Genomic DNA, 25,010 nt, shown 5'->3' on the forward strand with positions numbered 1-25,010 from the left:
GTCCTTACAGGTAATGCCGCTGGGCTTGCTTGTTGGCTGCGTACGTCTCGTACGCGGTGCGCGTGGACTCCAGCGCGGAGGTCTGCCCGACCGGTACGTCCCACCAGCCGTGGCCGGGCGGGTTGGGCCCGTACAGGTCGGTCTCGACGTGGACGACGGTGGTGCGGGTCGCGGCCTTCGCCTTCTCCATCGCCGTACGGAACTCGTCGACGGAGGCGGCGTGCAGCACGTCGGCACCCAGCGAGGAGGCGTTGGCGGCCAGGTCGACGGGGAGTACGTCACCGTCGAGCAGTCCCGAATCCCCGTCCCGGAAGCGGTACTTGGTGCCGAACCGCTGCGAACCCAGTGACTCCGACAGCGCTCCGATGGAGGCGAATCCGTGGTTCTGGACGAGGACGACGATGACCTTGAGACCCTCGGAGACCATGGTCGCGATCTCCTGAGCCATCATCAGATACGACCCGTCGCCGACCAGGACGACGACCTCGCGCGACGGGTCGGCCATCTTGGCGCCGACGCCCGCGGCGATCTCGTAGCCCATGCAGGAGTAGGCGTACTCGACGTGGTACGCCTTCGGATCCCGCGCCCGCCACAGCTGTTGAAGGTCGCCCGGCATGGAGCCGGCCGCGTTGATGACGACGGCGCGGTCGTCCAGGACGTCGTTCAGAGCGCCGAGGATCTCGGTCTGGGCGGGCAGCGGGCCATGGCCGACGGTGAAGCAGCCGTCCTCGATCTCCCGGTTGCGGGCGATGAGTTGGCGGGTCCTCGTCCGGTAGGACGGGTCGACCTCCCAGTCCGTCAGCGCACCGGCGAGCGCCTCGATGCCCAGCCGGGCGTCCGCCACCAGCGGCTCCGCCGAGTGCTTCACGGTGTCCAGGCGGGCCACGTTGAGGTTGACGAACGCGACGTCCGGGTTGCCGAAGACGGTGTGGCTGGCGGTGGTGAAGTCGGAGTAGCGGGTGCCGATGCCGAGGACGACATCGGCGTCCTTCGCCAGCTCGTTCGCCGCGTACGAGCCCGTCGAGCCGATGCCGCCCACCGCTTGCGGGTGGTCCCACGGCACCGCGCCCTTGCCCGCGTGCGTGTCCGCGACCGGGATGCCGGTGGCTTCGGCGAAGGCGCGCAGCGCGGTCTCGGCACCGGAGTACACGGCACCCCCACCGGCCACGACGAGCGGCTTCCTCGCGCCGCGCAGCAGCTGTGCCGCCCGCTCGACGGCGGCGGGCTCCGGCACCGGGCGGCCCACGTGCCAGACCCGCCGCCGGAAGAAGGCGACCGGCCAGTCGTACGCCTCCGCCTGCACGTCCTGCGGCAGGGCGAGGGTGACCGCGCCGGTCTCCACCGGGTCGCTCAGCAACCGCATCGCGGCCAGGGCGGCCGGGATCAGCTGCTCGGGACGCGAGACGCGGTCGAAGTACTTCGATACGGCCCTGAAGGCGTCGTTGACCGTGACGTCCCCACCCCGGGTGTCCTCCAGCTGCTGAAGCACGGGGTCGGCGGCGCGGGTGGCGAACATGTCGGAGGGCAGCAGCAGAACAGGGATGCGGTTGGTGGTGGCCAGAGCCGCGCCGGTGATCATGTTCGTGGACCCGGGGCCGGTGGACGCCGTACAGGCGAAGGTGGCCAGCCGGTCGCGCATCTTCGCGTAGGCCACCGATGCGTGGACCATGCCCTGCTCGTTGCGGGCCAAGTAGTAGGGCAGATCGGCCTCTTGGGTGACGGCGGCCTGGAGTAGCGCCTGGCCGATCCCGGCCACATTGCCGTGCCCGAAGATCCCCCACACCCCGGGGATCAGACGCTGCTCCTGGCTGTCACGCTCGCTGTACTGGTTCGCCAGAAAACGCACGAGGGCTTGGGCGGTCGTGAGTCGGACGGTGTTCATCGCTCGTTGAGTCCTTCGAAGGGCAGCCGGTCGTCGACCTCCTGGGTCTCCCAGGTGGCGCGCACCCAGCCGTGCGCAGGGTCGTCGCAGATGAGCCAGGCACGGTCCTGGCCGGGACCCGCCATGACGTTGAGGTAGTGGAGGTCGTATCCGGGCGCCGCGATCGACGGGCCGTGCCAGCCGTGCGGGATCAGCACCGTGTCGCCGTAGGGGACCTCGGCGAGCACGTCGATCGGCCGGTCCTCGGTGCCGTAGACCCTCCGCCACGCTCGGCTTCGCTCGCGCGGGGGGACCCCCAGGTAGCCGAAGCCGTTCTCACCGCCCGCGACCTGGAAGTAATAGATCTCCTCCAGCTCCGACTCGACGCCCGGGCGGGCCTCGTCGTGCTTGTGGGGCGGGTAGGAGGACCAGTTGCCGCCGGGGGTGAGGACCTCGCACACCAGTAGCTGCCCGGCGTCGAAGGTGCCGGGCAGGCAGTAGTTGTTGACCTGCCGTGAGCAGGCGCCCGCACTGCGCAGTTCGACCGGCACGTCCTCCTTGGGCCCGTACCGAGCGGAGAGTGAGCTCCGCTCGGTACGGGCGGAGGGCAGCGCGAACGTCCCGCCGTCCGCGCTGCTGATCAGGGCCTCCGACTCGCGGGGGAGGTAGGCGAAGTCGGTGGCGGAGGCGAACACGCCTGTCCGGCCGGCGAGTTCGAAGGCGCCGCCGTCCGTGGTGACGGTGCAGGAGCCCGTCAGCGGCAGGACCAGGAACTCGGAGTCCCCGGTGGACAGCGTGTGCGCCTGGCCCGGCCCCAGGGTCAGGATCCTGAGGCCGGAGTATCCCCAGCCCGCCGACTCGGGCGTGACCAGGAGGTCGTAGGGGCCGTCGGCCGAAGTCCCCTTCGGCAGGCGGTACTTGGTCGTGTCCGTCACAGCAGGCTCACCGCCTTGTCCACCGCGCCGGCGACGTCGCCGTTCGACGGGTAGAGCAGCGACCGGCCGACCACCAGGCCCTGGGCGGTGGGGAGTTTGAGGGCCTTGCCCCAGGAGGCGAAGGCCGCTTCGGCGTCCTTGACCTCGCCGCCCAGCAGCAGCGCGGGCAGCGTCGAGGAGGTGAGCACCCGCTCCATGCCGTCGACGACCGGGAGCTTGAGCCAGGTGTAGGCGGTACGACGGCCCAGGCCCGACGCGATGGTGATCGACTTGACGACGGCGTCCGTCGAGAGGTCGTTGCGGATCCTGCCGTTCTGCCAGGTCGAGAGGAACGGCTCGATCACGGCGATGAGGTGGCGGTCGTTCAGCTCGTTGACGGCGCGGGCGGTGTTCTCCAGGGCGGAGGGTGTCGCCGGGTCGTCGAGGGCGATACGGGTGAGCGTCTTGCCGCCGTCGAAGCCCATCGCGGCGATCGTCTCGGCGTCGTACCCGGTGAAGCGGTCGTCGATCTCGAAGACGGAGCCCGCGAGTCCGGCGCGGTTCATGGAGCCGAAGACGCTCTTGCCGTCCAGGACACCGAGCAGCAGCAGGTCTTCCAGGATGTCGGCGGTGCCCAGGACACCCGTGACGCCGGGCCGCTCCAGGGCTGTGCACAGGCGGTCCAGCAGCTCGAAGCGGTTGGCCATCGCGATGGGGTCGGCGCCGACGCCGTTGGCACCGCGGGCGGGGTGGTCGGCCGCGACGATCATGGCCTTGCCGTGGGCGCCGAGGAGCGAGGGGGCTTTCACACGGCGCGCCGCCGCTGCGGCGACGGCGCCGGGGTCGTTGACCCTGGCGTCCACGATCCGGCTCACGTTGTCGGAGGGCACGTCGTCACGCCTCTCGTTCGATGGGTGTGGTGGTCGCCTCGCGGACCTTGGCGTCGACCTCGGCCTCGGTGGGCATCGCGTCGGAGCAGGAGAGCCGGCCCGCGACGATCGCGCCGGCCGCGTTGGCGAACGCGACCGTACGGCGGGTGTCCCAGCCGGACAGCAGCCCGTGGCAGAGCGCGCCGCCGAACGCGTCACCGGCGCCGAGCCCGTTGACGACGTCCACCGGGACCGGCGGTATCTCGACCGCCGAACCGTCCCGGTCCATGGCCAGGACGCCCTTCGGGCCCTGTTTCACCACGGCCAGCTCCACCCCGGCGGCGAGCATCGCCTTCGCGGCGGCGTACGGTTCGCGCTCACCGGTCGCCACCTCGCACTCGTCGAGATTGCCCACGGCGACGGTGGTGTGGCGCAGGGCCTCGGCGTAGTAGGCACAGGCCTGGTCCGGGTGTGCCCAGAACATCGGCCGCCAGTCCAGGTCGAAGACGGTCGGGCCGGACTTCGCCCGGTGGGAGAGGGCGGCGAGGGTGGTCGAGCGGCTCGGCTCCTCGCTCAGCCCGATGCCGGTGACCCAGAAGATCTCGGCGTCACGGATCGCGTCCAGGTTCAGCTCGCCCGGCTGGATGTCCAGGTCGGGGGCCTTCGGCAGGCGGTAGAAGTACAGCGGGAAGTCGTCCGGCGGGAAGATCTCACAGAACGTCACCGGTGTCGGCGCTATGCCCGACGTGCCGACGAACCGGCTGTCGACGCCGTAATCCTCCAGAGCCGTGCGGACGAACTCCCCGAAAGGGTCCCGGCCCGTCATTGTGATGACGGCCGACGAGCGCCCGTACCGGGCCGCGGCGACAGCGACATTGGCCGGGCTGCCGCCCAGGTACTTGCCGAACGAAGTGACCTCGGCCAGGCCCACGCCCGTCTGGAGCGGATACACATCCACCCCCACGCGGCCCATGGTCAGGATTTCGAACGGCATCACGCTGGCTGCCCTTTCATGGCGGAGACGAGGACTCTCACGAGGTTTGCTAACGCGCTCTACTAGCGCGCTCTAGTTCGTGTACGATGACCCCTGTCCAAATGTCATGTCAATACCTTGTTGCTGGGAGATTTCGAGAGAGCCCTTAGGCTGGGCGCGTCGAAGGGTGGATCACAGGTGGATGCGTCGGGAAAGCGGCGGCCCACGATGGTGGACGTCGCCGCGAAAGCAGGGGTGTCCCGGGCGCTCGTCTCGATCATCTTCCGCGGTCAGCCAGGGGCGAGCGAGGAGACCCGGGAGCGCGTGCTGCGGGTCGCCGACGAGATCGGCTACCACCCCGACAGCGCGGCCCGACTGCTGGCCCGTGGGCGAAGCCGCACGCTCGGCGTGATGTACACCGTGCACCAGACCTTCCACGCGGACCTCATCCAGGGGATCTACCCCGAAGCCGAACGTCTCGGCTACGACGTCCTGCTCTCCGCGGCCACCCATGGCCGTAGCGAGGCGAAGGCCGCCGAAGCACTGCTCAGTCACCGCTGCGAGGCGCTGATCCTGCTCGGCCCCGAGGCCGAGGCAAGCTATCTCGACGAACTCGGACACCGGGTGGTGACCGTCTCGGTCAGCCGTCGAGTGCCCAGCGCCCGCGTGGACTTCGTGCACAGTGCCGAGGGCAAGGGCATCCAACAGGCCATGGAGTATCTGGTCGAACTGGGGCACCGCAGGATCGTGCACATCGACGGCGGCCGGGGACCCGGATCGGTCGAGCGGCGGCGTGCGTACCGGGCCGCGATGCGCCGGCACGGGCTGGAGTCCGAGGTGCGGGTGATCCCCGGGCAGCACACGGAGGAGTCGGGCATCGAGGCGGGCCACCTCCTCCTGGCGGAGCGCGACCGGGGGCAGGCCCTGCCGACGGCGGTTCTCGCGGGCAACGACCGTTGTGCATGGGGCCTGTTGATGGCCTTGACGCGCGCGGGTGTTGACGTCCCGCGCGATGTGTCGGTCGTCGGGTACGACGACAGTCACCTTTCCCATCTGATGCCGATCGGTCTGACCACCGTCCGCCAGGACGCGGTTCTCATGGCTGAACATGCCGTGCGGTTCGCCGCCGAGCGGCTGGAGAACCCTGACTTGGAAGTCCGGGAGGCCGTACTGGACCCGAAGCTGGTAGTACGAGGCACCAGTGACACGGCACCGGAGACGTCGCGCTGACGTCGGTCAAACGGGGGCATGTTCCCCAGCAGTTGGGGCTTGTGGCCTTGCCGTGCTGGGGATACGCGGCTACAGGACTGTCAGGTCCTTCTCTTCGGGGAGTTCTTCGACGTCGAGGCCGCGGACTTGGGACAACTCGTGCTTGAGTGCGGCGAGTTCGGTGCCGCCGGCCATGTGGTTGGTGAGCTCTTCGAGGGTGATCTCGCTGCGTTCGGCGGAGAGTTCCATGGTGCCCAGGCGCAGGACGCTGAAGTGGTCGCCGACCATGTAGGCGTGGTGGGGGTTGTGGGTGATGAAGATGACCCCCAGACCGCGTTCGCGGGCCGCCGCCACGTACTTCAGGACGACGCCGGACTGCTTGACGCCGAGCGCTGCGGTCGGCTCGTCGAGGATGAGGACGCGGGCGCCGAAGTAGACGGCGCGGGCGATGGCCACGCACTGGCGCTGGCCGCCGGAGAGGGTGCCGATGGGCTGGTCCAGGTTGTCCAGGACGATGCCCATGTTGCGCAGTTCCTCGTCGGCGGTCTGCTTCATCTTCTCGATGTCGAGACGGCGCACGGGCCAGGGGCCCCGGGTCATCTCGGAGCCGAGGAAGAAGTTGCGCCACACCGGCATCAGCGGGACCACGGCCAGGTCCTGGTAGACCGTCGCGATGCCCCGGTCCAACGCCTGGCGGGGGGTGGTGAAGTGCACCGGCTCCCCGTCGACCAGGAACTCGCCCTCCGAATGCTGGTGCAGGCCGGAGATGATTTTGATCAGGGTGGACTTGCCCGCGCCGTTGTCCCCCAGCACGCAGGTGACCTGGCCGGGGCGGACCGCGAGGTCCACACCGTGCAGGGCACGCACGTTGCCGTACGCCTTGCCCGCGCTGCGGAGCTGGACGAGGGGATGGTCCCCGTCCCCGGGCGGCGTGTCGGTCAGGATCGCGCCGTGGGTGCCGCTCTTGTGGTCGGTCATCGAGGTCACCTCCGGGTCGCGGTGCGCTGCACCCACAGATTGATCATGACGGCGCCCAGCAGCATCACGCCCAGGAACGCCTTGAACCAGTCGGGGTTCCAGCCGGCGTAGACGATGCCCTGCTGGACCATGCCGAACATGAACGCCCCGAACACCGGCCCGATCGCCGAACCCGCACCGCCGGTCAGCAGACACCCGCCGATCACGGCCGCGGAGATGTAGATCAGCTCCTGGCCGACGCCCTCGCCGGACTGCACGGTGTTGAAGGAGAACAGCTGGTGCATCCCGATGAACCAGGCACCGAAACCCACCAGCATGAACAGCGAGATCTTCGTGAACGCCACCGGCACACCCACCGCACGCGCGGAGTCCTTGTTCCCGCCCACCGCGAAGATCCAGTTGCCGTACTTCGTCCGCAGCAAAACCCAGGTGGCGATGGCGGCGAACACCAGCCACCACACAATCGTGATCTTCACCTGGACGCCGCCGACGTCGAACGAGGAGGCGAAGACCTTCTTGGCCTGGCCGAAGCCGTCCATGGTGCTGATGTCGTCGGTCGCCACGTTCCCCGTGACCAGTTTGGTGACGGCGAGGTTGACGCCCTGCAGGATCAGGAAGCTGCCCAGCGTGATCAGGAAGCTCGGCAACCCGGTCTTGACCACGAGCCAGCCGTTGAGGAAGCCGATCCCCAGCGACACCAGCAGAGCGACGATCACACCGACCCACACGTTCATGGTCAGCTGGTAGCTGAGCATCGACGCGGTCAGCGCCGAGGTGATGACGGCGACACTGGCGGAGAGGTCGAACTCGCCGCCGATCATCAGCAGCGCCACCGGCAGAGCCATGATCCCGATGGTCGACGAACCGTAGAGGATGTTCGCCATCGACGCGCCCTCACGCACCGGCGGAGCCGCGATCAGGAAGAACACGTATACCGCGGCCGCACCGAGGAAGACACCCACCTCAGGACGCGCCAACAGCCGGATGGCCAGCGGGCGTTCGGCGGTCCGGCCGTCGGTGGGCTTGGGGCCGGGGGCCGGCGGTGAGGTCACCGCCGGCTCGGCATGCTGGGTCACGCTCATCACCGAGTGCCCTTCGCGGCGAACTTGGCCACGGCGTCGACGTTGGTCTTGTCGATGAAGGCCGGTCCGGTGAGGACGGGCGCGGTGCTGCCACCGCTGAAGTTACCGTTGGTCTTGTAGAGCCACAGGGAGTCGACCGCCAAGTAGCCCTGCAGGTACGGCTGCTGGTCGACGGCGAACTCGATCTTTCCGTCCTGGACGGCCTTCACCAGGTTCTCGTTGAGGTCGAAGGTGGCGAGCTTCGCCTTGCTGCCGGCGTCGGACAGCGACTGCACGGCGGTCAGCGCGATCGGGGCGCCGAGGGTGACCACCTGGTCGATGGCCTTGTCCTGGGTGAGCTTGGCGGTGATCGTCGACTTCACCGACGGCATGTCCGTGCCGTTGACGTACAGGATGTCCGTCTTCCCGCTGAAGCCCTTCTTCAGGCCGGCGCAGCGGGCCTCCAGAGCGACCTGTCCCTGTTCCTGGATGACGCACAGTGTGTGCTTGGCGCCGAGCTGGTTGAGGCGCTGGCCGAAGGCTTGGCCTGCGATGTTCTCGTCCTGGCCGAAGTACTCGAGCATGCCGAGCTTCTTCCAGTCGCTGACACCGGAGTTGAAGCCGACGACCGGGATGCCGGCCGTCTTCGCCTTGGCGACGACGTCCTTCATGGCGTCCGGCTTGGCGGCGGTGAGGGCGATGCCGTCGACCTTCTGGTCGATCGCGTTCTGCACGAGGTTGGCCTGGTTTCCGGCGCTGGGGTCGCTGGAGTAGACGAGTTTGATGTTGTCCTTGGCCGCGGCGGCCTGGGCGCCCTTGCGGACGAGGTCCCAGAAGGTGTCGCCGGGGGCGGCATGGGTGACCATGGCCACCGTCATCCGCGGAGTGGTGGCCTTGCCCGCGGAGGCGCCGGAGGTGTCCTCCGTGGCCTTCTTGCCGCCCGAGCTGCTGGAACAGCCGGCGGCCAGCAGGGTCCCGGCGAGAACGGTGGCGGTGAAAATTGCGGCTCGGTGGTTTCTGTGCATGTCCCTTGCACCTCGCTGTGCTTGTCGGGGTGGTGTCTGTAGTGAGCGGGAGCGTGTTTGGCGACCTGAGCGCGATCACCGAGTGGTGACGCGGTGCGTGAGCGGTGTCCATGCGCCGTGCGGGGTGGCGCGTTTTCTGTGGCAGTCGTAGGTGTGGACCACCTGTGAGGGAACTGGAGCGCGTTAGTAGCGCGCTCTAGTTGGAGAGACTATGGAGCCGCTCTGGAGGGATGTCAACAGGTATGTCAGGACGTACCAACAAAGTGTTCAGAATGAAACGACCACGGGCCTGGCATCTCAAACGTCAGGTGCTGCACGCCGCATCAAGCCCCTCGCGGCGGGCGGCGGCACATCCGTGAACCAACCTGATGGAGGACGCCGTAGGAGCGCAGCCACTGAACCCCCGCTGATGCCGAAGTGGCCTTGAGCAGCGTGAGTACCGCGGGTCTCTCCTGATCTGGGGTGTCACACAGGGTGGTGGAGCCTTTGCGTTCCACCTCGAACGGAGCCGCGCCCAGGTCTACGGCAACGTCAGCCGCCAGTAGCAGGCGGCAAGGGAACTCCCGTCCCCTGGCTGGCAGTCGGAAACAGGAACGGCTCTGTCGCGGATTCGGAATCCGCGACAGAGCCGTTCTTCTGGTGGACGCCAGAGCCCGTGACCTGGTGGGAGCGGTGTAGCGGACGGCGCACGGGTGCACCCCCAAGGGGTGCGGCGATCACCAACTCCCAACTCGCCGTCATGACACGTCACTTGACTGCGCCTGCCCTGGGACGTGCAGACGTTCCTGAGTTCGTCCGCCGCCGCGTCGACCACGAAGTCGGGGTTCGTGTCGCAGTTGAGGAGCCGGTGCAGCCGTTCGGTGGGCATGTCGGTGTAGCGAACGGGGGCGGCCCGGCGTATCGCCCGGCTTCCGGGCCGCCTCCCCAGGCGGGGAGCGCCCCGACCGCGGGGCGACTCACCTAGGCGGGACCGTCGAGACGATGAGGAGAACCCGTGAGCTGTCGGACGAGTTCGGCGCCGTAGTCGTTGCCGTTCGGCGTTCGGACGAGGATGTGGGTGTGGAACTTCTCGGGCTCCGGATTCGCCAGGAAGATACCGGCGTGATGGTCGAACTCGACCAGGATGACAGGGCTCTGCACGCGGAAGTAGAACGGATCCTCGTCCCCGCGCCCGCCGATCCAACAGAAGTGGGTGTCGTCGAGGTGCAGGCGGACGTCCGCCATCCGTGCCTGTCTGGGGCCGGTGGGCTGGTAGTCCAGAAACAGGTCCACCAACCGCGTCAGTGCCTTCTGTTGGGCAGCGTCGAGCTCCGCGCCGGGGAGCCCTTCGAAGGGGATGATCCGGTTGTCCTGGAGGGCGCCGCCGAGGTGCAGCTCGTCGCCGGGGTGCAGTCGGCCGGGGGGCATCCCCGGGTCGCGCTTGTGGTGGTACAGCACCGCCTTCTCGGCCTGGGCGGCTGTCAGGCTCCGCACGAAGTCCAGGCCTGCACGCTCCTGCTCGTCGAGCAGTGACAGCCCGGCGTGCTCTCCGCTGTCGATCAGGTTCGGCTCGGCTCCGAAGAAGACGGGTGTGAGCACCTGACGGCCGCCGATCAGCAGGCAGTTGACGGCCAGATGGTGCCCCCACAGGTTCCATCCCCATGGCTCGGTCGGAGACGGGGTGCCGAAGATATTGATGTTGTAGCTGTGCTCGTTGAGGACCCGCGGCAGATCGACGAGTTGACCCAGGAACCCGTTGACGGTCATGGCGTCCCCCTTGCCCGGCGCGGCGCGGACCCTGCCCATTCCGGCGGCAAGGCGTAGTCCACATGACCGCGGTGGCGCCCCCGGTTCCCCGCCGAGGAGCGGCCGGCCCGCGGCCATACGACCCGGCCGCGTAGGCCGGGGCCGACGCCTCTTTGTGTGCCCGCGCGACCAACGTCCACCGCCAAGACGGCCATCGAGACATCGCCGCCGTCCCTCCGCCACGGGCCCGCGATTACCGCCGTGCCCTGGCCTGCCTCGGCCTCACCTGACGGATCCGGGCACGGGATCGCTTCTCAAGGATCCTGCTTGCCCCGCGGCGAGGGACCCGGCGGCGAGGGAGCGGGAGGATAGGTCAAGCCACCTTCTTCAAGGTGCCCTGGCCGTCGAAGTAGAAGTCCTCTCCGACCATCAGACCGTCGCGGAACGGGATGACGATGACCGACCTTGTCCTCTGCACGAAGTCGTCGTCGACCGTTCCCCCGTCCGGCAGGGACACACCCACCTCGGCCAGCACCACACCAGGCAGCAGAAGAAGCGTGTAGCCATCCCAGGCGATGGCGTCATCGCTGATGAAGAAGTGCTCGATCTCGACTTCGAGGCTGTCCATGTTCAGCGTGCCGTTCGCGATGTTCGCGAGGTAGTTCGCGCGCACCGTCTTCCTGTCGATGGCGGGCCCCCCGTTCCGCTCGACCATGGCGGGGTCGCCGTAGTTGTGGTAGACGCAGTCCTCCACCAGCGTCGCCATCGTCCGGTCGATATCGTGATCCCGCAGCTCGGCGACCGAGTGCTCGATCAGCAAGCCGAGCATCGCGGCATGCTTCGGATTCTCCGTCTCCGCCTTCCGGGCCTCGAGAAACTCGACGAACCTCCCCATGCCGGGCAGCCGTGCCCCCGTCGGCGTCGCTTCCTGCTGATGTTCAACTGTCGCCATATCTCCTCCTTGAGATCGGTTCAGCCCCGTTTCCGAGATGCTCCGGCGTCACGTGAACCGGATGCCGGGTCGTTCGTCAGCTCGGCCACGAGCCGTCGACGACCCGGTCGCCATGGCCGATCTTGCGGGTGGTCTTGGGGTCCGGATCAGGCCATCCGGCCAGGTGCAGGTGCAGGTGCATCGTGCTGGCGGACGTCATCACCTCGAGGAAGTACGGGCCGTCCGCCGCGATCGCACGCTGGATCGCCGGCCCGAGCTCGTCCGCCTTCTCCACCCTCTCGCCCGGCACGCCCATGGCCTTGGCGACTGCGGTGTAGTCGGTCTCGGGAAGGTCGGTCCAGTGCGTGAACGGCACGGTGCCGGGGCCCCCGTGCTCACGGCCGCGCCGGCCACCGTACAGGCCGCTGTTGTTGAGGACGATGCTCACGACCTTGAGATTGCGCTCGGCGAGCACCGAGAGTTCGCTGCAGTCGTAGTAGAAGCCGGCGTCGCCGCCGACGCTGACGACCAGGCTGTCGGGCGCGGCGAGCTTCGCGCCGATCGCCACCGGAAGGGATGGTCCCAACGCCGCGTAGTGGAAGCCCAGCGGCGACGCGAAGCCGGACGGATACTTCGACTCCCGGTACACCATCCCAGGCACCGGGAAACCCTCGTCGTTGACGAAGATGGTCCCTGCGGGGACCTCCTCCGAGGGGATCTGGCCGATCGCGGCCGGCACGATCGGGTCGGCGCCGACGTATGCCTTCAATGTCTCGGCGTAGGACTCCTTCGCCCTCGCGATCTCCGCCGGCCGTACCTCGTCCGCGAGATGCCTGCTCTGCAGGCCGGAGGCCTGCAGCTGGCCATTGAGCTGACCGAGGAACATCTTCGCGTCGGCGACGAGGCCCAGCGTCGGCTGGAAGATCCGGCCGAGCTGGGACTCCTCGATGTCGACGTGCACGACCTTCTCCGGCTTGGCGAGAGACCACGACGCGGTGGCCGTCTGGGAGAAGGAGAACCCGACCGCGATCCACGGGTCGGCCTCCTCGGCCACCTCGGTGCCGGTCCCGAAGTACCCCCAGCCGCTCATGTTGCCGGCGTAGAGCGGGTGGTCGTCCGGTAGCACCGCCGTACTCGAAGAGCGCGGTGGAAAGCTCCAGCCAGGTCCGGAGCGGCTCGGTGCTTCTACCGGCGGAGTACGCGGCTCGTCCTACCGGATGAGGTCTGGGGGGCAGAAGTCGCGCCAGGTGGGGGACGTGCCATGGCTCTCCCCGTGGATAGCGTGCAGGAAACAGCGCCACGGAGGATTGCATGATTGAAGCGAAATCGCTGACCAAACGCTATGGCGACAAGGCGGCTGTGGAGGACCTGACGTTCACGGTTCGGCCGGGCGTCGTCACCGGCTTCTTGGGGCCCAACGGGGCCGGCAAGTCCACCACCATGCGGTTGATCATGGGAATGGACGCCCCGACCTCGGGGACGGTCACCGTGAACGGGCGGCATTTCAGCCAGCACGCACGGCCGCTGAAGACGGTGGGCGCGCTTCTGGAGGCACGCGCCATTCACCCCGGCCGGTCAGCCCGCGGTCACCTGCTCGCCCAGGCCGCGACTGCCGGGATCGGACGACAGCGGGTGGACGAGGTCCTCGGCGTCGTGGGGCTCGAAGAGGCTGCCGGCCGACGTGCCGGCCGCTTCTCGCTCGGCATGGGGCAGCGGCTGGGCATCGCGTCGGCCCTCCTCGCCGATCCGGAGATCCTCATCCTCGACGAACCGGTCAACGGTCTCGATCCCGACGGAATCCGCTGGATCCGCTTCCTGCTGCGGGAGCTGGCCGCCGAAGGACGCACGGTTCTGCTGTCGTCCCATCTGATGAGCGAGATGGCTGTGACCGCCGACCATGTGATCGTGATGGGACGCGGTCGGCTGCTGCGTGACCAGTCGATGGCCTCCTTCATCGCCGACGCGGGCGCCGAGCGGGTCCGGGTGCGATCGCCCGAGGCGGACTCCCTTCGTGAACTCCTGGCGCGCGAGGGCGCGATCGTGCACGAGGCGGGTGAGCCCGGGGTCTTCGCGGTCGAGGGACTGACCAGCGACGACATCGGGACGGTGGCGCGCAAGGCCGATGTCACCCTGTACGAACTGGCCCCCCAGACGGGGTCGTTGGAGGAGGCTTACATGGCGCTGACCGAGGACTCCGTGGAGTACCGCGCGAAGGAGGCGGCATGAGCGTGCGAACGCTGGCCACCGAGCCGGTTGCCGGGCAGGCGGCGGGGCCTGTGCGCTCCGAGGTGCACAGCGAGCCCGTGTCCGTGCCGCGAGCGGTGGTCTCGGAGTGGATCAAGTTTCGTACGCTGAGGTCGAGTTGGGCCATTTTGGCGGCGGCCGTGGTCGCTCTGATAGGCATCGGTCTCATCGTCGCCTGGAACACCAGGCACGTGACGCCCAGTATCGCTCCGGAGGACCTCGCCCCGTCGTCGACGATGCAGGGCTTTCTCCTGGCCCAGCTGCTGATCGGCTCGCTGGGTGTCCTGGTGGTCTCCGGTGAGTACAGCACGGGCATGATCCGCTCGACGTTCGCGGCCGTACCCAGGCGGCTGCCCACCGTATGGGCCAAGGCGGTCGTGTTCGTCGCGGTGATCGGGGTGGCCATGACCGTGGCGGTCGTGGTGGCCTTCCTGTCCTCGCAGGGGTTGCTCTCGCACTATCGCACCGGATACTCCCTGACCGACTCCGGCGTGCCCCGGGTGGTCTTCGGCACCGCTCTGTACCTGACTCTGATCGGGGTGCTGGGCGGCGCGGTGGGCTGGATCGTACGCAACACACCGGGCGCCCTGGTCACCTTCCTGGGCCTGATCCTGGTCGTGCCGATCATCTTCGGCGAGCTGCTGGGAAGCTGGGGCAAGGACGTGGCGCAGTATTTGCCCAGCGACGCGGGGCAGAGCTTCATCACGAGCCTGCACCAGGACCACACCCTCAGCCCCGGCACCGGGCTGTGTGTCCTTCTCGCCTGGACGGTGGCGGCGGTCGCGGGCGCTGCGGTCCTGCTGCGTCGCCGTGACGTGTAAGGAGGGGGAGTGAAGGGGAGCCGGTCGGCGGTTCCGGAACGCCGGCCACGGCTGCCGCGACCTCACGACCGCCGGTCGCTGGCTACGGACGTGGCGCTGGCCGGCGGCTTCGCGGCCGCGTCGGCGCTGCTGAATGGGTTGCACGGGGGCCTGTCCGCGCCCCAGGCGCTGGACGCGGTCGGATGGGATCTGGCGCTGGCCGCGCCCTTGGTGCTCTGTCGCCGCCGACCGGTCGCGGCCGTCCTGCTCCTGGGGGCTGTCAGCTTCACGCAGTGGTTGTACGGCGTGCCCGCGGTCGGCGATCTGGCCGTCCTGGTCGCGCTGTTCCTGCTCGGCCTGAGCGAGACCCCCGTGCGGGTGCTGGCGGCCCTGGCCTGCGGCGCGCAGGCGGGGGTGGTGCTGGCCGCGATCCGCTGGCATCCCGACAACATCTGGTTCAGCGGGTTCCTGCTCAGCGGCACGGTCACCGCTTCCTGGCTGCTCGGCGTGTACACCAGGACCCGCAGGGCCTATGTCGCCTCCATCTGGGAGCGAGCCGAGAGCGCGGAGCGCGACCGCGACACGCGCGCCCAGATCGCTGTCGCCCTGGAGCGGGCACGTATCGCCCGGGAGATGCACGACGTCGTCGCGCACAGCATCTCCGTCATGATCACCCTCAATGACGCGGCCGTCGCCATCGGCCCGCCGGGCACGCAACGGGAGGCGATCGCGCAAGCCTCGGAGGTCGGCCGTCAGGCCCTCGACGAGATGCACCGTATGCTCGGCGTCCTGCGCACCGGTGACCGGGCCGAACTGTCCCCCCAACCGGGGGTCGGCGACCTCTCGACCCTGGTTTCCGCGGTGCGCTCGGCGGGCCCCGAGGTCCGGCTGACCATGTCGGACGGCTTGGACGCGGTCGCTGCCACCGTGCAACTCGCCGTGTACCGAATCGTCCAGGAGTCCCTCACCAACGTCCTCAAGCACGCCCGCCAGGCCCAGCACGTCACGGTGGATATACGGTCAACAAACACCCGTATCGACATCACCGTTCGCGACGACGGCATTCAGCCGCCGGCGAACCCCCCGCCACTGTTCCGGCCCGAAGCGGCGACCGGGCACGGCATCACAGGGATGCGCGAGCGTGCGTCCCTGTTCGGAGGCCGGATCGAGGCTGGTCCCCGGTCCGGTGGAGGGTGGCAGACCACGGCCACATTGCCCTTCCCGGAAGACTCCTCGCGCCGATGACCATCCGTGTTCTTCTCGCCGACGACCACCCGCTGCTCAGACTCGGGTTCTCCCTGCTGATCGACGCCGAGGACGACATGCAGGTCGTCGGCCTCGCCGCGGACGGCGCGGAAGCGGTGTCCGCGGCGGCTTCCGCGGGACCTGACGTAGTGCTGATGGATGTGCGCATGCCCGTGCTCGACGGCATCGCCGCGACCCGGCGGATCGTCGCGGACCACCCGGCATCCCGGGTGATCATCCTTACTACCTTCGATCTGGACGAGTACGCCTTCGAGAGCCTGCGCGCCGGGGCCAGCGGGTTCCTGCTGAAGAACACGCGCCCCGGGGAACTGCTCGCGGGCATCAGGGCGGTCGCCGCCGGCGACGCGATCCTGTCACCGCGTACGACACGTCGGCTGCTGGACACCTACGCCGGTGTGTTCGGCGTCGGCAGAGACCCGGTCCCGGCCCCCGGCCACGACCTCCTCTCGGTGCTGACGGTCCGGGAGCGGGACGTGTTCACCTTGGTGGTGGCCGGCCTCAGCAACCCCCTCATCGCGCAGCGGCTCGTCCTGTCCGAAACCACCGTCAAGACACACATGGTCCATCTCCTCGCCAAGCTCGGCCTGCGCGACCGCGTCCACGCGGTGATTTTCGCGTACGAGAACGGGCTCGTCGGAGGCAAGGACGACTGATGCCGTTCTGCGCGGCGGCGGGAGTGAGCGGAGCTGGCGCGGGCCGCGCTCGACGAGATGCTCCGCCGGCAGCCCCCGGTGCAGACCTTCGTCCACCCCGTCACCACCGACGGCACGGTCGTCCCGGCGGACCCGAAGATCCTCATGCTTCTCGGCGCGGCCAACCGCGATCCGGACCGGCGGCATGACCCTCACCGCTTCGACCTCACTCGCGACCTCTCCGGCCACGTCGGCTTCGGCGTGGGCATCTACCAGTGCATCGGCCAGCAAGGCGCCCGCTTAGAGGCCGAGGCGCTGCTGACCGCGCCGGCCGGCCGCGTCGAGCGCATCGAACTCATCGGCACACCGCACCGCCACCCCGACAACACCCTGCGCTCGTGGGACTCCCTGCCTGTGCACGTCCACGGAGCGCGACGGGACAGGGCGCGGCCGATGCCGTCGTAGCGCCGTTTGTGTCAGGTGTTGAGGGAACCGCTGTCGTACGCCATCGCGTACGGGGCGGCCGAGGCCGCGCTGGAGGCGGCCCGGGCCGAAGGGGCGCGGATCTGTGTGGCGGTCGTCAACCGCAGCGGCACGCCGCCACGCCGCGGACGCCCGCGGGGGCGTAACGGGTGGCGGCGACGGCGGTGCGCGCTTCTTCAGCCGACTCGACCTGTGGAATCAGCAGTGACTGCGCGCCGACATCCAGGAGCCGCTTGAGCACGACGGGATCGTTGACCGGGGGAGGCACTACGGGTGAGCAGGGATAGGGGGCGACCGTCTGGAGTTGTGAGAGCACGGTCGCGATATCGGCGTGCGAGTGTTCGGTGTCGAGAAGCAGTCAGTCGAAGCCGGCGCCAGCGATGATCTCGGCGGGGTACGGGTCTGCCAGCGAGCACCAGATGCCGATCACCCGCTCGCCTCGGGTGAGCGCCGCTTTGAATGCGTTCGGCGGCAGGGGCCACTGGCCCGGTGTGGGCCGCGATGCGCCGGCCGGCGGGTTGTGTGCGGTCACTGGAACACCACCCCGATCGAGCCCAACGAGTTGAAGTCGGCGTGGCTGACGGTGTTCGGTTCGACCGAGACGGGTCGGGTGAAAGAGCCCGACAACAGCATCTGGCCGGCTTCGAGGTGCTGGCTGACGGAGACCCCGGACTCCTCGATCACGCCGTTCTTCGCCAACGTCGTAGCGACCCACCGGACATCGACATCCATCGGGCGCATGACCCGCCCACCGACGATCATCGCGGCGGCGGCGTTGTCCGCAATGGTGTCGGTAATCGAGCGCGGCACCTCGGTGCACCTGGACCGCTCGGGGCGGGTTCCCGCCCGGGAACCTCTGAGGGTGCGGGCGCGCCTGTCGGCTGCGCGGGGCTGTTCGGCCCGCAGCGGCGTGGGATCCGTGGACGCTGGTGGTCTGCGGGGGAGCGTCGGTCGAAGGCCGTCGTCGGTGGTGTCGGTGGTGTCGGTGCGGTGGTCTGGTCGTCGATGCTGGTGGGCGGTGCTCACCCGTTGTGGGTGTGAGGGGTGTAGGGCTGTGTCGTTCTCGCGCCGGCCCGCTGTTCGTGGCATCCCGCGGGGTGATGCGGCCGGGCCGGTGCGTGGCTGTGGGCAGCCTTGCCCGGCACGGCCGTGCCGGGCACACCGTTTTGCCGGCTTCCCGCTGCCCGGGCGCGGCCGGTTCGGCTGCGGCTGTCACTTCCCGGTGTCCGGGTGCGGCCGGGTGGGGTGCGAGTGCTTGTGCGGGGACTCGGCAGGGACGGGGATGCAGGTGCCGGGTTGGTCGGCGGCGTGACGGTGCCGGATGGTGACGGCCCCGGTGAAGGCTGCTGCTGCCTCCTCGTGTCGGCCCGAGGCGGATTGCCGGGTCGTGAGGCTGCTCAGGCGGGGTGGCGTGGTGGGGCTCGTGTTCGGCACCGGCGGCGGGCGGGGCCGGGGCCCGTCCGCGCGGGGTGCCGCACGCCGTCCGGCCCCGGCGTGTCGGCGTGTCGGCGTGCCGGCTGTGAGGGGCGCTCACGGGTCCGTTCGGGGTGCTCCAACTGTGCCCGTGGTGCGCTGTCTGGCCGGTCGGCGGGGCGGCGTCCGTCGCTCGTTCAGGTAGGCCATTCGCACATTGTCGCCGGGTTCGTCCGCCGGGAAGCTGATGCGCGTCGGTGGAGGACGGCGGCGGCCCGTGCCAGGGCCACCGCATGCTGAAACGAGGTGACCATGGGTGGCGCACAGGACATGCCGGCCGGTCCCGGGGGCTATGCCGCCGGGATCCTGGCCGGGCTGGCTGCAGCCCCGGACCGGACCGCCGTGCACTGGCGCGGGCGGGCCATCACGGCGGGGGAGTTCGCCCGGGCCGTGGCCGGTGCCGCCCGTACTCTGCGCGGGCTGGGTGTGGGGTCCGGCAGCGTTGTGGGCATCCTGGTGGCGCCCAACAGTCCCGACACCCTTGTCGCCCGGTACGCGGCCCATCTTCTGGGCGCCGCCGTCACTCATCTGCGGTCCGCCAATCCCGGTTCGGCCGCGCCCGTTCTGCCGCTGGGCGCGCAGCTGCGGATTCTGCTGGACACCTCGGCCGACGTGCTGTTCACCGATGCCGAGAACGCCGGGCGTGCCCAGGAGCTGTGTGCCCGGGTCAACCGGCGGCCCGCCGTCACCGGGTTCGGTGTCGGAGCCGGCGGTGCCGTACCCGCCGAGCCTGCGGATCCGGCTCGCCTCGGCCCGCTCGCCGCGCCGGATCCGGGCGGCCTCGCTGCTGTCGTCTTCACCAGCGGAAGCACCGCGCACCCCAAGGGGATCCGGCTGTCGGTGCGTGCCTGGGAGAGCGTTGTCGCCGCGACCGCGGCCTCTGTCACCGAGGACGGCCCGCGGCTGCTCGTCGTCACACCGCTCTCCCACACCGCGGGACCGATGGCCGACGCCGTCCTCGCCGCGGGCGGGACCGTGGTCCTGCACGAGGAGTTCGATCCGGCGCGCGCCCTGCGGGCGGTTGCCGCACATGGCATCACCCGCACCTTCATGGCGACCGCGCACCTGTACCGGGCGGTGGACCGCCTGCGCGGCGGACCGGTCGATCTCTCCTCGCTGCGGCAGCTGATCTACAGCGGCAGCACCGCCGCGCCTGCACGGATCGAGGAGGCCGCGAAGGCCTTCGGACCCATCCTCGTGCAGGGCTACGGGACGACCGAGGGCGGCCGGATCACCCTGCTCGACCCCGGCGAGCACATGGACCCGCGGCTGCGGGCCACGGTGGGCCGGCCCTTCGGGGAGACCGCCATCAGGGTCTGCGACCCCGGCACGGGTGAGGAGTTGCCCACCGGGCGCAGTGGCGAGGTGTGGGTGCGCTCGCCTCATGTCATGGACGGCTACCTCAAGGACCCCGGCCTGACCGCGCTGGTCCTGCGCGGGGGCTGGTACCGCACCGGCGACATCGGACGCGTCGACGGGCAGGGCTATCTGCACCTGCTCGACCGGGTCGCGGACATGGTGAAGGCCGGGGGCGTCAAGATCTACCCCGCCGCCGTGGAGCGGGAGATCGCCGCTCTGGCCGGCGTCGCGCACGTCGCCGTCTACGGCGTGCGGGACACGGACGGCATCGAGCACCTGCACGCCGCGATCGTGGTGCGGCCCGGCGCCCGGGTCGGCCCGGCCGAGGTCCGCTCCCGGGTCGGTGCCGCGCTGACCGCGGCCCACGTGCCCGAGGAGATCCGGTTCCTGGACGAACTCCCGCTCAACGACGCGGGCAAGCCCGACAAACGGCGTCTGCGCCGGCTGTCGGCCACCGTCTGAGTGCCACTGCCCGAGTACGGCCCTTCCCGCGCCGGTTGTGCCGGATGCCGGTGAAGGCTCAACGACCGTTTACCAGAAAGCGAGTTCGCGCCATGACCCAGCATCTGGACTTCTTTGCGAGCGAGATGAAGGAGTTCGCCGACAGCAAGCGTTCCTTTCTGGAGATCGGCCGCCGCGTGGGGCGGTTCCCCAGCGCGGTCGCCCGGACCGCGGGCGACGGCCGTGACCTCGACATCAGCGTCTGGTGCAGCAACGACTACCTCGGCATGGGGCAGCATCCCGCGGTGCTCGATGCGATGCGCACCGCCCTCGAGGCGTTCGGCGCGGGTTCCGGCGGCTCGCGCAACATCGGCGGCACCAACCCCTACCACGTCCTGCTGGAGAACGAACTCGCGGCGCTGCACGGCAAGGAGAGCGCCCTGATCTTCAGCTCCGGCTACACCGCGAACGACGGCGCGCTGTCCGTCCTGGCCGGGCGGATGCCGGGCACCCTGGTCTTCTCCGACGAGCTGAACCACGCTTCCATCATCGACGGGCTGCGCCACAGCCGCGCCGAGAAGCGCATCTTCCGCCACAACGACGTGGCGCACCTGGAGGAACTGCTCGCCGCCGCCGACCCCGGGCGGCCCAAGATGATCGTCCTGGAGTCGGTGTACTCGATGTCCGGCGACGTGGCGCCGCTGAAGGACATCTCCTCCCTCGCCCAGCGCTACGGCGCGACGACGTTCGTCGACGAGGTGCACGCGGTCGGTATGTATGGTCCCGAGGGTGCGGGAATCGCCGCCCGCGAGGGCATCGCCGACGATTTCACCGTCGTCATGGGCACGCTGGCCAAGGGGTTCGGCACCTCCGGCGGCTACATCGCCGGGCCGGCCCCGCTGATCGACGCGGTCCGCAGCTTCTCGCGCTCGTTCATCTTCACCACCTCGCTGCCCCCGGCGCTGGCCGCGGGCGCGCTCGCCGCGGTCCGCCACCTGCGCGCGAGCGAGGAGGAGCGCGGCCGGCTCCGGGACAACGCCCGGCTGCTGCACCGCCTGCTGGACGAGCGGGGCATCCCGTACGTCTCGCCGATGTCGCACATCGTGTCCGTGTTCGTCGGCGACGACGCGCTGTGCCGGCAGGCCTCCGCCCTCCTGCTGGAGCGGCACGGCATCTACGTCCAGGCGATCAACGCGCCCAGTGTCCGGGCGGGCGAGGAGATCCTGCGGGTTGCGCCCTCGGCCACCCACACCACCAGCGACGTGGAGAAGTTCGCCGAGGCGCTCGGCGGCATCTGGCAGGAACTGGAGATTCCCAGGACGCGGACCGCGCACACCCTGTGACCGGTGCCGTCCTGCGCGGTGCCCCGGGCCTGCGGGCCGGGGCACCGCGCACGAGAGCGCACGTCGAGCACTGCTGAGCGGAGGCCTCATGTCCCTGTCGGTGGCGGCGATCCTCGCCGAGTCCGCGGCCCGGCGCCCGGACCATCCGGCGGTCGTCTTCGGTGACGATCGGGTGACGTACGAGCAGCTGTGGCTGCGCGCCAGGAAGTACGCGGCGGCCCTGGCCGACCTCGGCGTCGGGCCGGGTGACCGGGTGGCCCTGCTGATCGGCAACTCGCCCGAGTTCCCGGCCGTCCACTTCGGGGCGCTGGCGCTGGGCGCGGTCGTGGTCCCCGTGCACGCGCTGCTCAAGGCGTCCGAGATCGAGTACGTGCTGCGCGACTGCGGCGCCTCGGTCCTGGTGTGCGAGGGGGCGCTGCTGACCGAGGGCGCGCCGGGTGCGACGCTCGCCGGGGTGCGGCTGGTCACCGTGCTGGCGCCCCTGGCCGCGGACGCGCCCCGGTTGGACGCGCTGGCCGACCGGGCCGAGCCGGCCGACGGCTGGAGGCCGCAGGAGCCGGGCGACCTGGCGGTGGTCCTCTACACCTCGGGCACCACCGGCCGGCCCAAGGGCGCGATGCTGACGCACCGCAACATCGTGAGCAACGTCGAGGTCGGAATGGTCTCGCCGTTCGACTTCCGGCCCGGTGACGTCCTGCTCGGCTGCCTGCCCCTGTTCCACACCTTCGGGCTGGTCTGCGCGATGAGCACCTGTTTCCGGGCCGGGGCGACCATGGTCCTGATGGAGCGGTTCGACGCCGGTCCCGCCCTTGAGCTGATGATCCGTCACGGCTGCACGGTGTTCATGGGCGTGCCCACGATGTACCTGGCGCTGCTGGAAGCGGCGCGGCACGAACCCCGGCGGCCCCCACTCGACCGTGTCTACTCCGGCGGCTCCGCTCTGCCGGTCAAGGTGCTCGACGAGGTCCGGCGGACCTTCGGCTGCCCGGTGTACGAGGGGTACGGACTCACCGAGACCTCCCCGGTGGTGGCGTACAACCAGAAGGCCTGGCCGACCCGGCCGGGCACGGTGGGGCTGCCGATCCGGGGCGTCGAGGTGGAGATCGCGCGGGCCGACGTGGAGGGCCGGATCGAACGGGTGGCGGCGGGCACGGTGGGCGAGATCGTGGTCCGCGGCCACAACGTGATGGCCGGGTACCTGGGGCGTCCCGAGGCGACCGCCGAGGTGCTGGTGGACGGCTGGTTCCGGTCGGGCGACCTCGGCGTGAAGGACGAGGACGGCTATCTGTCGGTTGTGGACCGCAAGAAGGACATGGTGGTGCGCGGCGGTTACAACGTGTACCCGCGCGAGATCGAGGAGGTGCTCGTGCACCATCCGGCCGTCGCGCAGGTGGCCGTCATCGGTCTGCCCGACGAGCGGCACGGCGAGGAGGTGTGCGCGGTGGTCGTGGCACGGCCCGGCGTGGCGGTCGGGCAGCCGCTCGGCGAGCGGATCGTGGCCTGGAGCCGGGAGCGGCTCGCCGCCTACAAGTACCCCCGGCGGGTGGAGTTCGTGGACTCCTTCCCCCTCGGACCCAGTGGAAAGGTCCTCAAGCGCGAGCTGGCGGCACTGGTGGGCGAGGGGTCCGCGGTTCCGGACCGATCGGTCCGCGATTAGGCGACACGTGTTGCACACACGACAGGTGTCGTGGAACGATCGGGGCCGACGATCCTCCGAAGGAAATGGACACCCATGAGCAAGGACAACGCGGTGCCGTCGGCGGCCGCGGTCGACTCCGAACGCATCGGCCCCGATCTGTGGTGGCTCACCGGCATCCTTGTGCTGGGCGGTTTCGCCACCCTGTTGGACAGCACGATCGTGAACGTGGCGGTCGGCACGCTCGCGAAGGAGTTCGACGCCGAACTGTCCGCCGTCCAGTGGTCCGTGACGGGCTATCTGCTGGCCCTGTGCATGACCATCCCGCTCAGCGGCTGGGCCGTCGAACGCTTCGGCGCCAAGCAGACCTGGCTCTTCTCGCAGGTGGTCTTCCTCGCCGGGTCGCTGCTCGCGGGACTGTCCTGGTCGGTGGAGAGCCTGATCTTCTTCCGTGTGCTCCAGGGCATCGGCGGCGGTCTGGTGATGCCGGTCGGCCAGTCGCTGTTGGCGCAGGCCGCGGGCACCAAGCGGCTGGGAAGGCTGATGGGCATCGTCTCCATCCCGGCCATGTTCGCCCCGGTCGTCGGACCGACGCTCGGCGGAGTCGTCATCGACAACATCGGCTGGCGCTGGATCTTCTACCTCAACCTGCCGCTCGGCCTGGTCACCATCGCGCTGTCCCTGATGAAGATCAGCAATGTGGTCACCCCCGGCCGCTCCCGCCTGGACGTGCTGGGTCTCGTCCTGCTCGCGCCCGGCCTCGGCGCCTTCCTGTACGGCCTGTCCGAGGTGGGTGCGGAAGGCAGCTTCGGCAACGGCCGCACGATCATCGGGCTGATCGCCGGTGTCCTGCTGATCGCGGCCTTCAGCGTGCACGCGCTGCGCACCCGCTTCGCGCCTCTCATGGACCTGCGGCTGCTGCGGGAGCGCAACTTCACCAGCGGCACGGCGGCGACGTTCTTCCTCAGCATGGCGATGTTCGGCGCGATGATCCCGCTGCCGCTGTACTTCCAACTGGTCCGCGGCGCGGACGTGATGGAGTCGGGCCTGCTCCTGATGCCGCAGAGCATCGGCTACTTCCTCGCCATCGTGGTGGTCGGCCGGCTCACCGCCATGTACGGCGCGCGGTCGGTCTCGATCGCTGGCGTCCTCCTCGCGGCGGTCGCGACCCTTCCGTTCGGTCTGATCACCGCCGACAGCAGCAAGCTCCTGCTCTGCTCGTCGATGGTGGTCCGCGGCTTCGGCTTCGGCGCGGCCATGCTCCCCTGCATGACCACGGCCTACTCGGGTCTCAGGGCCGCCACGGTGCCGCACGCGACCAGCGCCTTCAACATCTTCCAGCGGATCGGCGCCTCGGTCGGCACGGCCGCGCTCGCCGTGGTGCTCCAGCAGCGCGCGCGGGCCGAACTGGACGGCCGTGCCGCCGGGCTGACCCAGGTGCTGCCGAACAGCGCCATCGCGCACTCTCTCGCGGGCGCCTTCTCCACCACGTTCTGGTGGGCGCTCGGGCTGACCGTCCTCGCCCTGCTGCCGTGCGTGGCACTGCCGGGCAGACAGCCGAGCGAAGCGTCCTCGCCGGCCGCCGAGCCCGTGCAACTGGGCGAACCTGCGGTCTGACCCCCCCGGGCGGCCCCTGCGGCGGGCGGCGCGGCCGAACGGACCTCACGGTCCGGGCCGCGCCGCCCTTCCGCGCCCTCGGCCCCCGCGGCCCTTCACCCCCGCCCCGGACCCCGGGCGTTCCCACCTCCCGTACGGCAGCCCCCGCACAGGAGACCCCGCCCCGCGCA

At 69.8% G+C, this 25,010-nt stretch carries 23 protein-coding genes; 10 read left to right on the top strand and 13 right to left on the bottom strand.

Translation table 11 applies throughout. From position 1 onward, the window contains the following. Window positions 1–4: 4 nt before the first annotated feature. Genes iolD through iolC form a run of 4 tightly spaced genes read right to left on the bottom strand, consistent with a single transcriptional unit; the run spans window position 5 to window position 4,638 of the window. The gene (gene iolD / locus OH768_RS52370; RefSeq protein ID WP_406464632.1) at window positions 5–1,882 is read right to left on the bottom strand and encodes a 3D-(3,5/4)-trihydroxycyclohexane-1,2-dione acylhydrolase (decyclizing); all 1,878 of its coding nucleotides are present in this window, start codon (window positions 1,880–1,882) and stop codon (window positions 5–7) included. Further along, a complete protein-coding gene (gene iolB / locus OH768_RS52375; protein WP_406464634.1) occupies window positions 1,879–2,796 on the bottom strand; it encodes a 5-deoxy-glucuronate isomerase in 918 nt (305 codons plus the stop codon). Before iolB ends, iolD begins: the two co-directional genes overlap by 4 nt. Next, a complete protein-coding gene (locus OH768_RS52380; protein ID WP_406464635.1) occupies window positions 2,793–3,665 on the bottom strand; it encodes an aldolase in 873 nt (290 codons plus the stop codon). Before OH768_RS52380 ends, iolB begins: the two co-directional genes overlap by 4 nt. A 4-nt stretch (window positions 3,666–3,669) precedes the next feature. Next, window positions 3,670–4,638 (bottom strand): 5-dehydro-2-deoxygluconokinase, encoded by a 969-nt coding sequence (gene iolC / locus OH768_RS52385; protein WP_406464636.1) that lies wholly within the window; start codon window positions 4,636–4,638, stop codon window positions 3,670–3,672. A 207-nt stretch (window positions 4,639–4,845) separates the two neighbouring features. Between iolC and OH768_RS52390 the strand changes: the two genes are divergently transcribed. After that, window positions 4,846–5,847, top strand: coding sequence for a LacI family DNA-binding transcriptional regulator (locus OH768_RS52390; protein ID WP_406465797.1), 1,002 nt, complete (start codon window positions 4,846–4,848; stop codon window positions 5,845–5,847). Between the two features lie 69 nt (window positions 5,848–5,916). Here OH768_RS52390 and OH768_RS52395 read toward each other — a convergent pair whose 3' ends face one another. The 6 genes from OH768_RS52395 to OH768_RS52420 form a co-directional block, all read right to left on the bottom strand. Next, window positions 5,917–6,804, bottom strand: coding sequence for an ATP-binding cassette domain-containing protein (locus OH768_RS52395; protein WP_406464637.1), 888 nt, complete (start codon window positions 6,802–6,804; stop codon window positions 5,917–5,919). A 5-nt stretch (window positions 6,805–6,809) separates the two neighbouring features. Further along, window positions 6,810–7,886, bottom strand: a complete 1,077-nt coding sequence (locus OH768_RS52400; RefSeq protein WP_406464639.1) for an ABC transporter permease — start codon at window positions 7,884–7,886, stop codon at window positions 6,810–6,812. Continuing rightward, a complete protein-coding gene (locus OH768_RS52405; protein WP_406464640.1) occupies window positions 7,886–8,890 on the bottom strand; it encodes a sugar ABC transporter substrate-binding protein in 1,005 nt (334 codons plus the stop codon). The genes OH768_RS52400 and OH768_RS52405 overlap by 1 nt, the downstream gene beginning before the upstream one ends. Before the next feature lie 960 nt (window positions 8,891–9,850). After that, entirely contained in the window at window positions 9,851–10,636 is a 786-nt protein-coding gene (locus OH768_RS52410) for a DUF3500 domain-containing protein (RefSeq protein ID WP_406464641.1), read from the bottom strand. 352 nt (window positions 10,637–10,988) lie between these two features. Further along, window positions 10,989–11,567 carry a nuclear transport factor 2 family protein gene (locus OH768_RS52415; protein WP_406464642.1) on the bottom strand — a complete coding sequence of 193 codons (579 nt, stop codon included), beginning with the start codon at window positions 11,565–11,567 and terminating at the stop codon, window positions 10,989–10,991. A gap of 76 nt (window positions 11,568–11,643) precedes the next feature. Next, complete coding sequence (locus OH768_RS52420; protein WP_406464644.1) at window positions 11,644–12,672, bottom strand: thiamine pyrophosphate-dependent enzyme; 1,029 nt, start codon at window positions 12,670–12,672, stop codon at window positions 11,644–11,646. Between the two features lie 185 nt (window positions 12,673–12,857). Here OH768_RS52420 and OH768_RS52425 point away from each other — a divergent pair, with 185 nt between their 5' ends. Genes OH768_RS52425 through OH768_RS52445 form a run of 5 tightly spaced genes read left to right on the top strand, consistent with a single transcriptional unit; the run spans window position 12,858 to window position 16,953 of the window. Further along, the gene (locus tag OH768_RS52425) at window positions 12,858–13,772 is read left to right on the top strand and encodes an ATP-binding cassette domain-containing protein (protein WP_406464645.1); all 915 of its coding nucleotides are present in this window, start codon (window positions 12,858–12,860) and stop codon (window positions 13,770–13,772) included. Further along, window positions 13,769–14,611: an ABC transporter permease gene (locus OH768_RS52430; protein WP_406464647.1), complete on the top strand. Its 843-nt coding sequence runs from the start codon at window positions 13,769–13,771 to the stop codon at window positions 14,609–14,611. Before OH768_RS52425 ends, OH768_RS52430 begins: the two co-directional genes overlap by 4 nt. 9 nt (window positions 14,612–14,620) lie before the next feature. Continuing rightward, window positions 14,621–15,835, top strand: coding sequence for a sensor histidine kinase (locus OH768_RS52435; protein WP_406464648.1), 1,215 nt, complete (start codon window positions 14,621–14,623; stop codon window positions 15,833–15,835). Continuing rightward, complete coding sequence (locus tag OH768_RS52440) at window positions 15,832–16,509, top strand: response regulator (protein ID WP_406464649.1); 678 nt, start codon at window positions 15,832–15,834, stop codon at window positions 16,507–16,509. The genes OH768_RS52435 and OH768_RS52440 overlap by 4 nt, the downstream gene beginning before the upstream one ends. A 33-nt stretch (window positions 16,510–16,542) precedes the next feature. Next, window positions 16,543–16,953, top strand: a complete 411-nt coding sequence (locus OH768_RS52445) for a cytochrome P450 (RefSeq protein WP_406465799.1) — start codon at window positions 16,543–16,545, stop codon at window positions 16,951–16,953. A 115-nt stretch (window positions 16,954–17,068) separates the two neighbouring features. Here the strand turns inward: OH768_RS52445 and OH768_RS52450 are convergent, their stop codons facing one another. From OH768_RS52450 to OH768_RS52460, 3 genes are read right to left on the bottom strand one after another with little or no spacing between them, the layout of a single operon-like run. Further along, entirely contained in the window at window positions 17,069–17,329 is a 261-nt protein-coding gene (locus tag OH768_RS52450; RefSeq protein ID WP_406465801.1) for an aldolase/citrate lyase family protein, read from the bottom strand. Then, the gene (locus OH768_RS52455) at window positions 17,330–17,503 is read right to left on the bottom strand and encodes a hypothetical protein (RefSeq protein ID WP_406464650.1); all 174 of its coding nucleotides are present in this window, start codon (window positions 17,501–17,503) and stop codon (window positions 17,330–17,332) included. Beyond that, the gene (locus OH768_RS52460) at window positions 17,500–17,781 is read right to left on the bottom strand and encodes a hypothetical protein (protein ID WP_406464652.1); all 282 of its coding nucleotides are present in this window, start codon (window positions 17,779–17,781) and stop codon (window positions 17,500–17,502) included. Before OH768_RS52460 ends, OH768_RS52455 begins: the two co-directional genes overlap by 4 nt. Before the next feature lie 915 nt (window positions 17,782–18,696). Here OH768_RS52460 and OH768_RS52465 point away from each other — a divergent pair. From OH768_RS52465 to OH768_RS52480, 4 genes are all read left to right on the top strand, one after another. Then, complete coding sequence (locus OH768_RS52465; protein WP_406464654.1) at window positions 18,697–20,265, top strand: class I adenylate-forming enzyme family protein; 1,569 nt, start codon at window positions 18,697–18,699, stop codon at window positions 20,263–20,265. A 92-nt stretch (window positions 20,266–20,357) separates the two neighbouring features. Beyond that, window positions 20,358–21,587, top strand: a complete 1,230-nt coding sequence (gene hemA / locus OH768_RS52470) for a 5-aminolevulinate synthase (RefSeq protein WP_406464655.1) — start codon at window positions 20,358–20,360, stop codon at window positions 21,585–21,587. Window positions 21,588–21,675: 88 nt separating this feature from the next. Continuing rightward, the gene (locus OH768_RS52475) at window positions 21,676–23,244 is read left to right on the top strand and encodes a long-chain-fatty-acid--CoA ligase (protein WP_406464656.1); all 1,569 of its coding nucleotides are present in this window, start codon (window positions 21,676–21,678) and stop codon (window positions 23,242–23,244) included. Window positions 23,245–23,319: 75 nt separating this feature from the next. Then, window positions 23,320–24,840 carry a DHA2 family efflux MFS transporter permease subunit gene (locus OH768_RS52480; protein WP_406464658.1) on the top strand — a complete coding sequence of 507 codons (1,521 nt, stop codon included), beginning with the start codon at window positions 23,320–23,322 and terminating at the stop codon, window positions 24,838–24,840. The last annotated feature ends 170 nt before the right edge of the window (window positions 24,841–25,010 follow it).

The organism is Streptomyces sp. NBC_01622, assembly GCF_045209635.1.
Classification (GTDB): Bacteria; Actinomycetota; Actinomycetes; order Streptomycetales; family Streptomycetaceae; genus Streptomyces.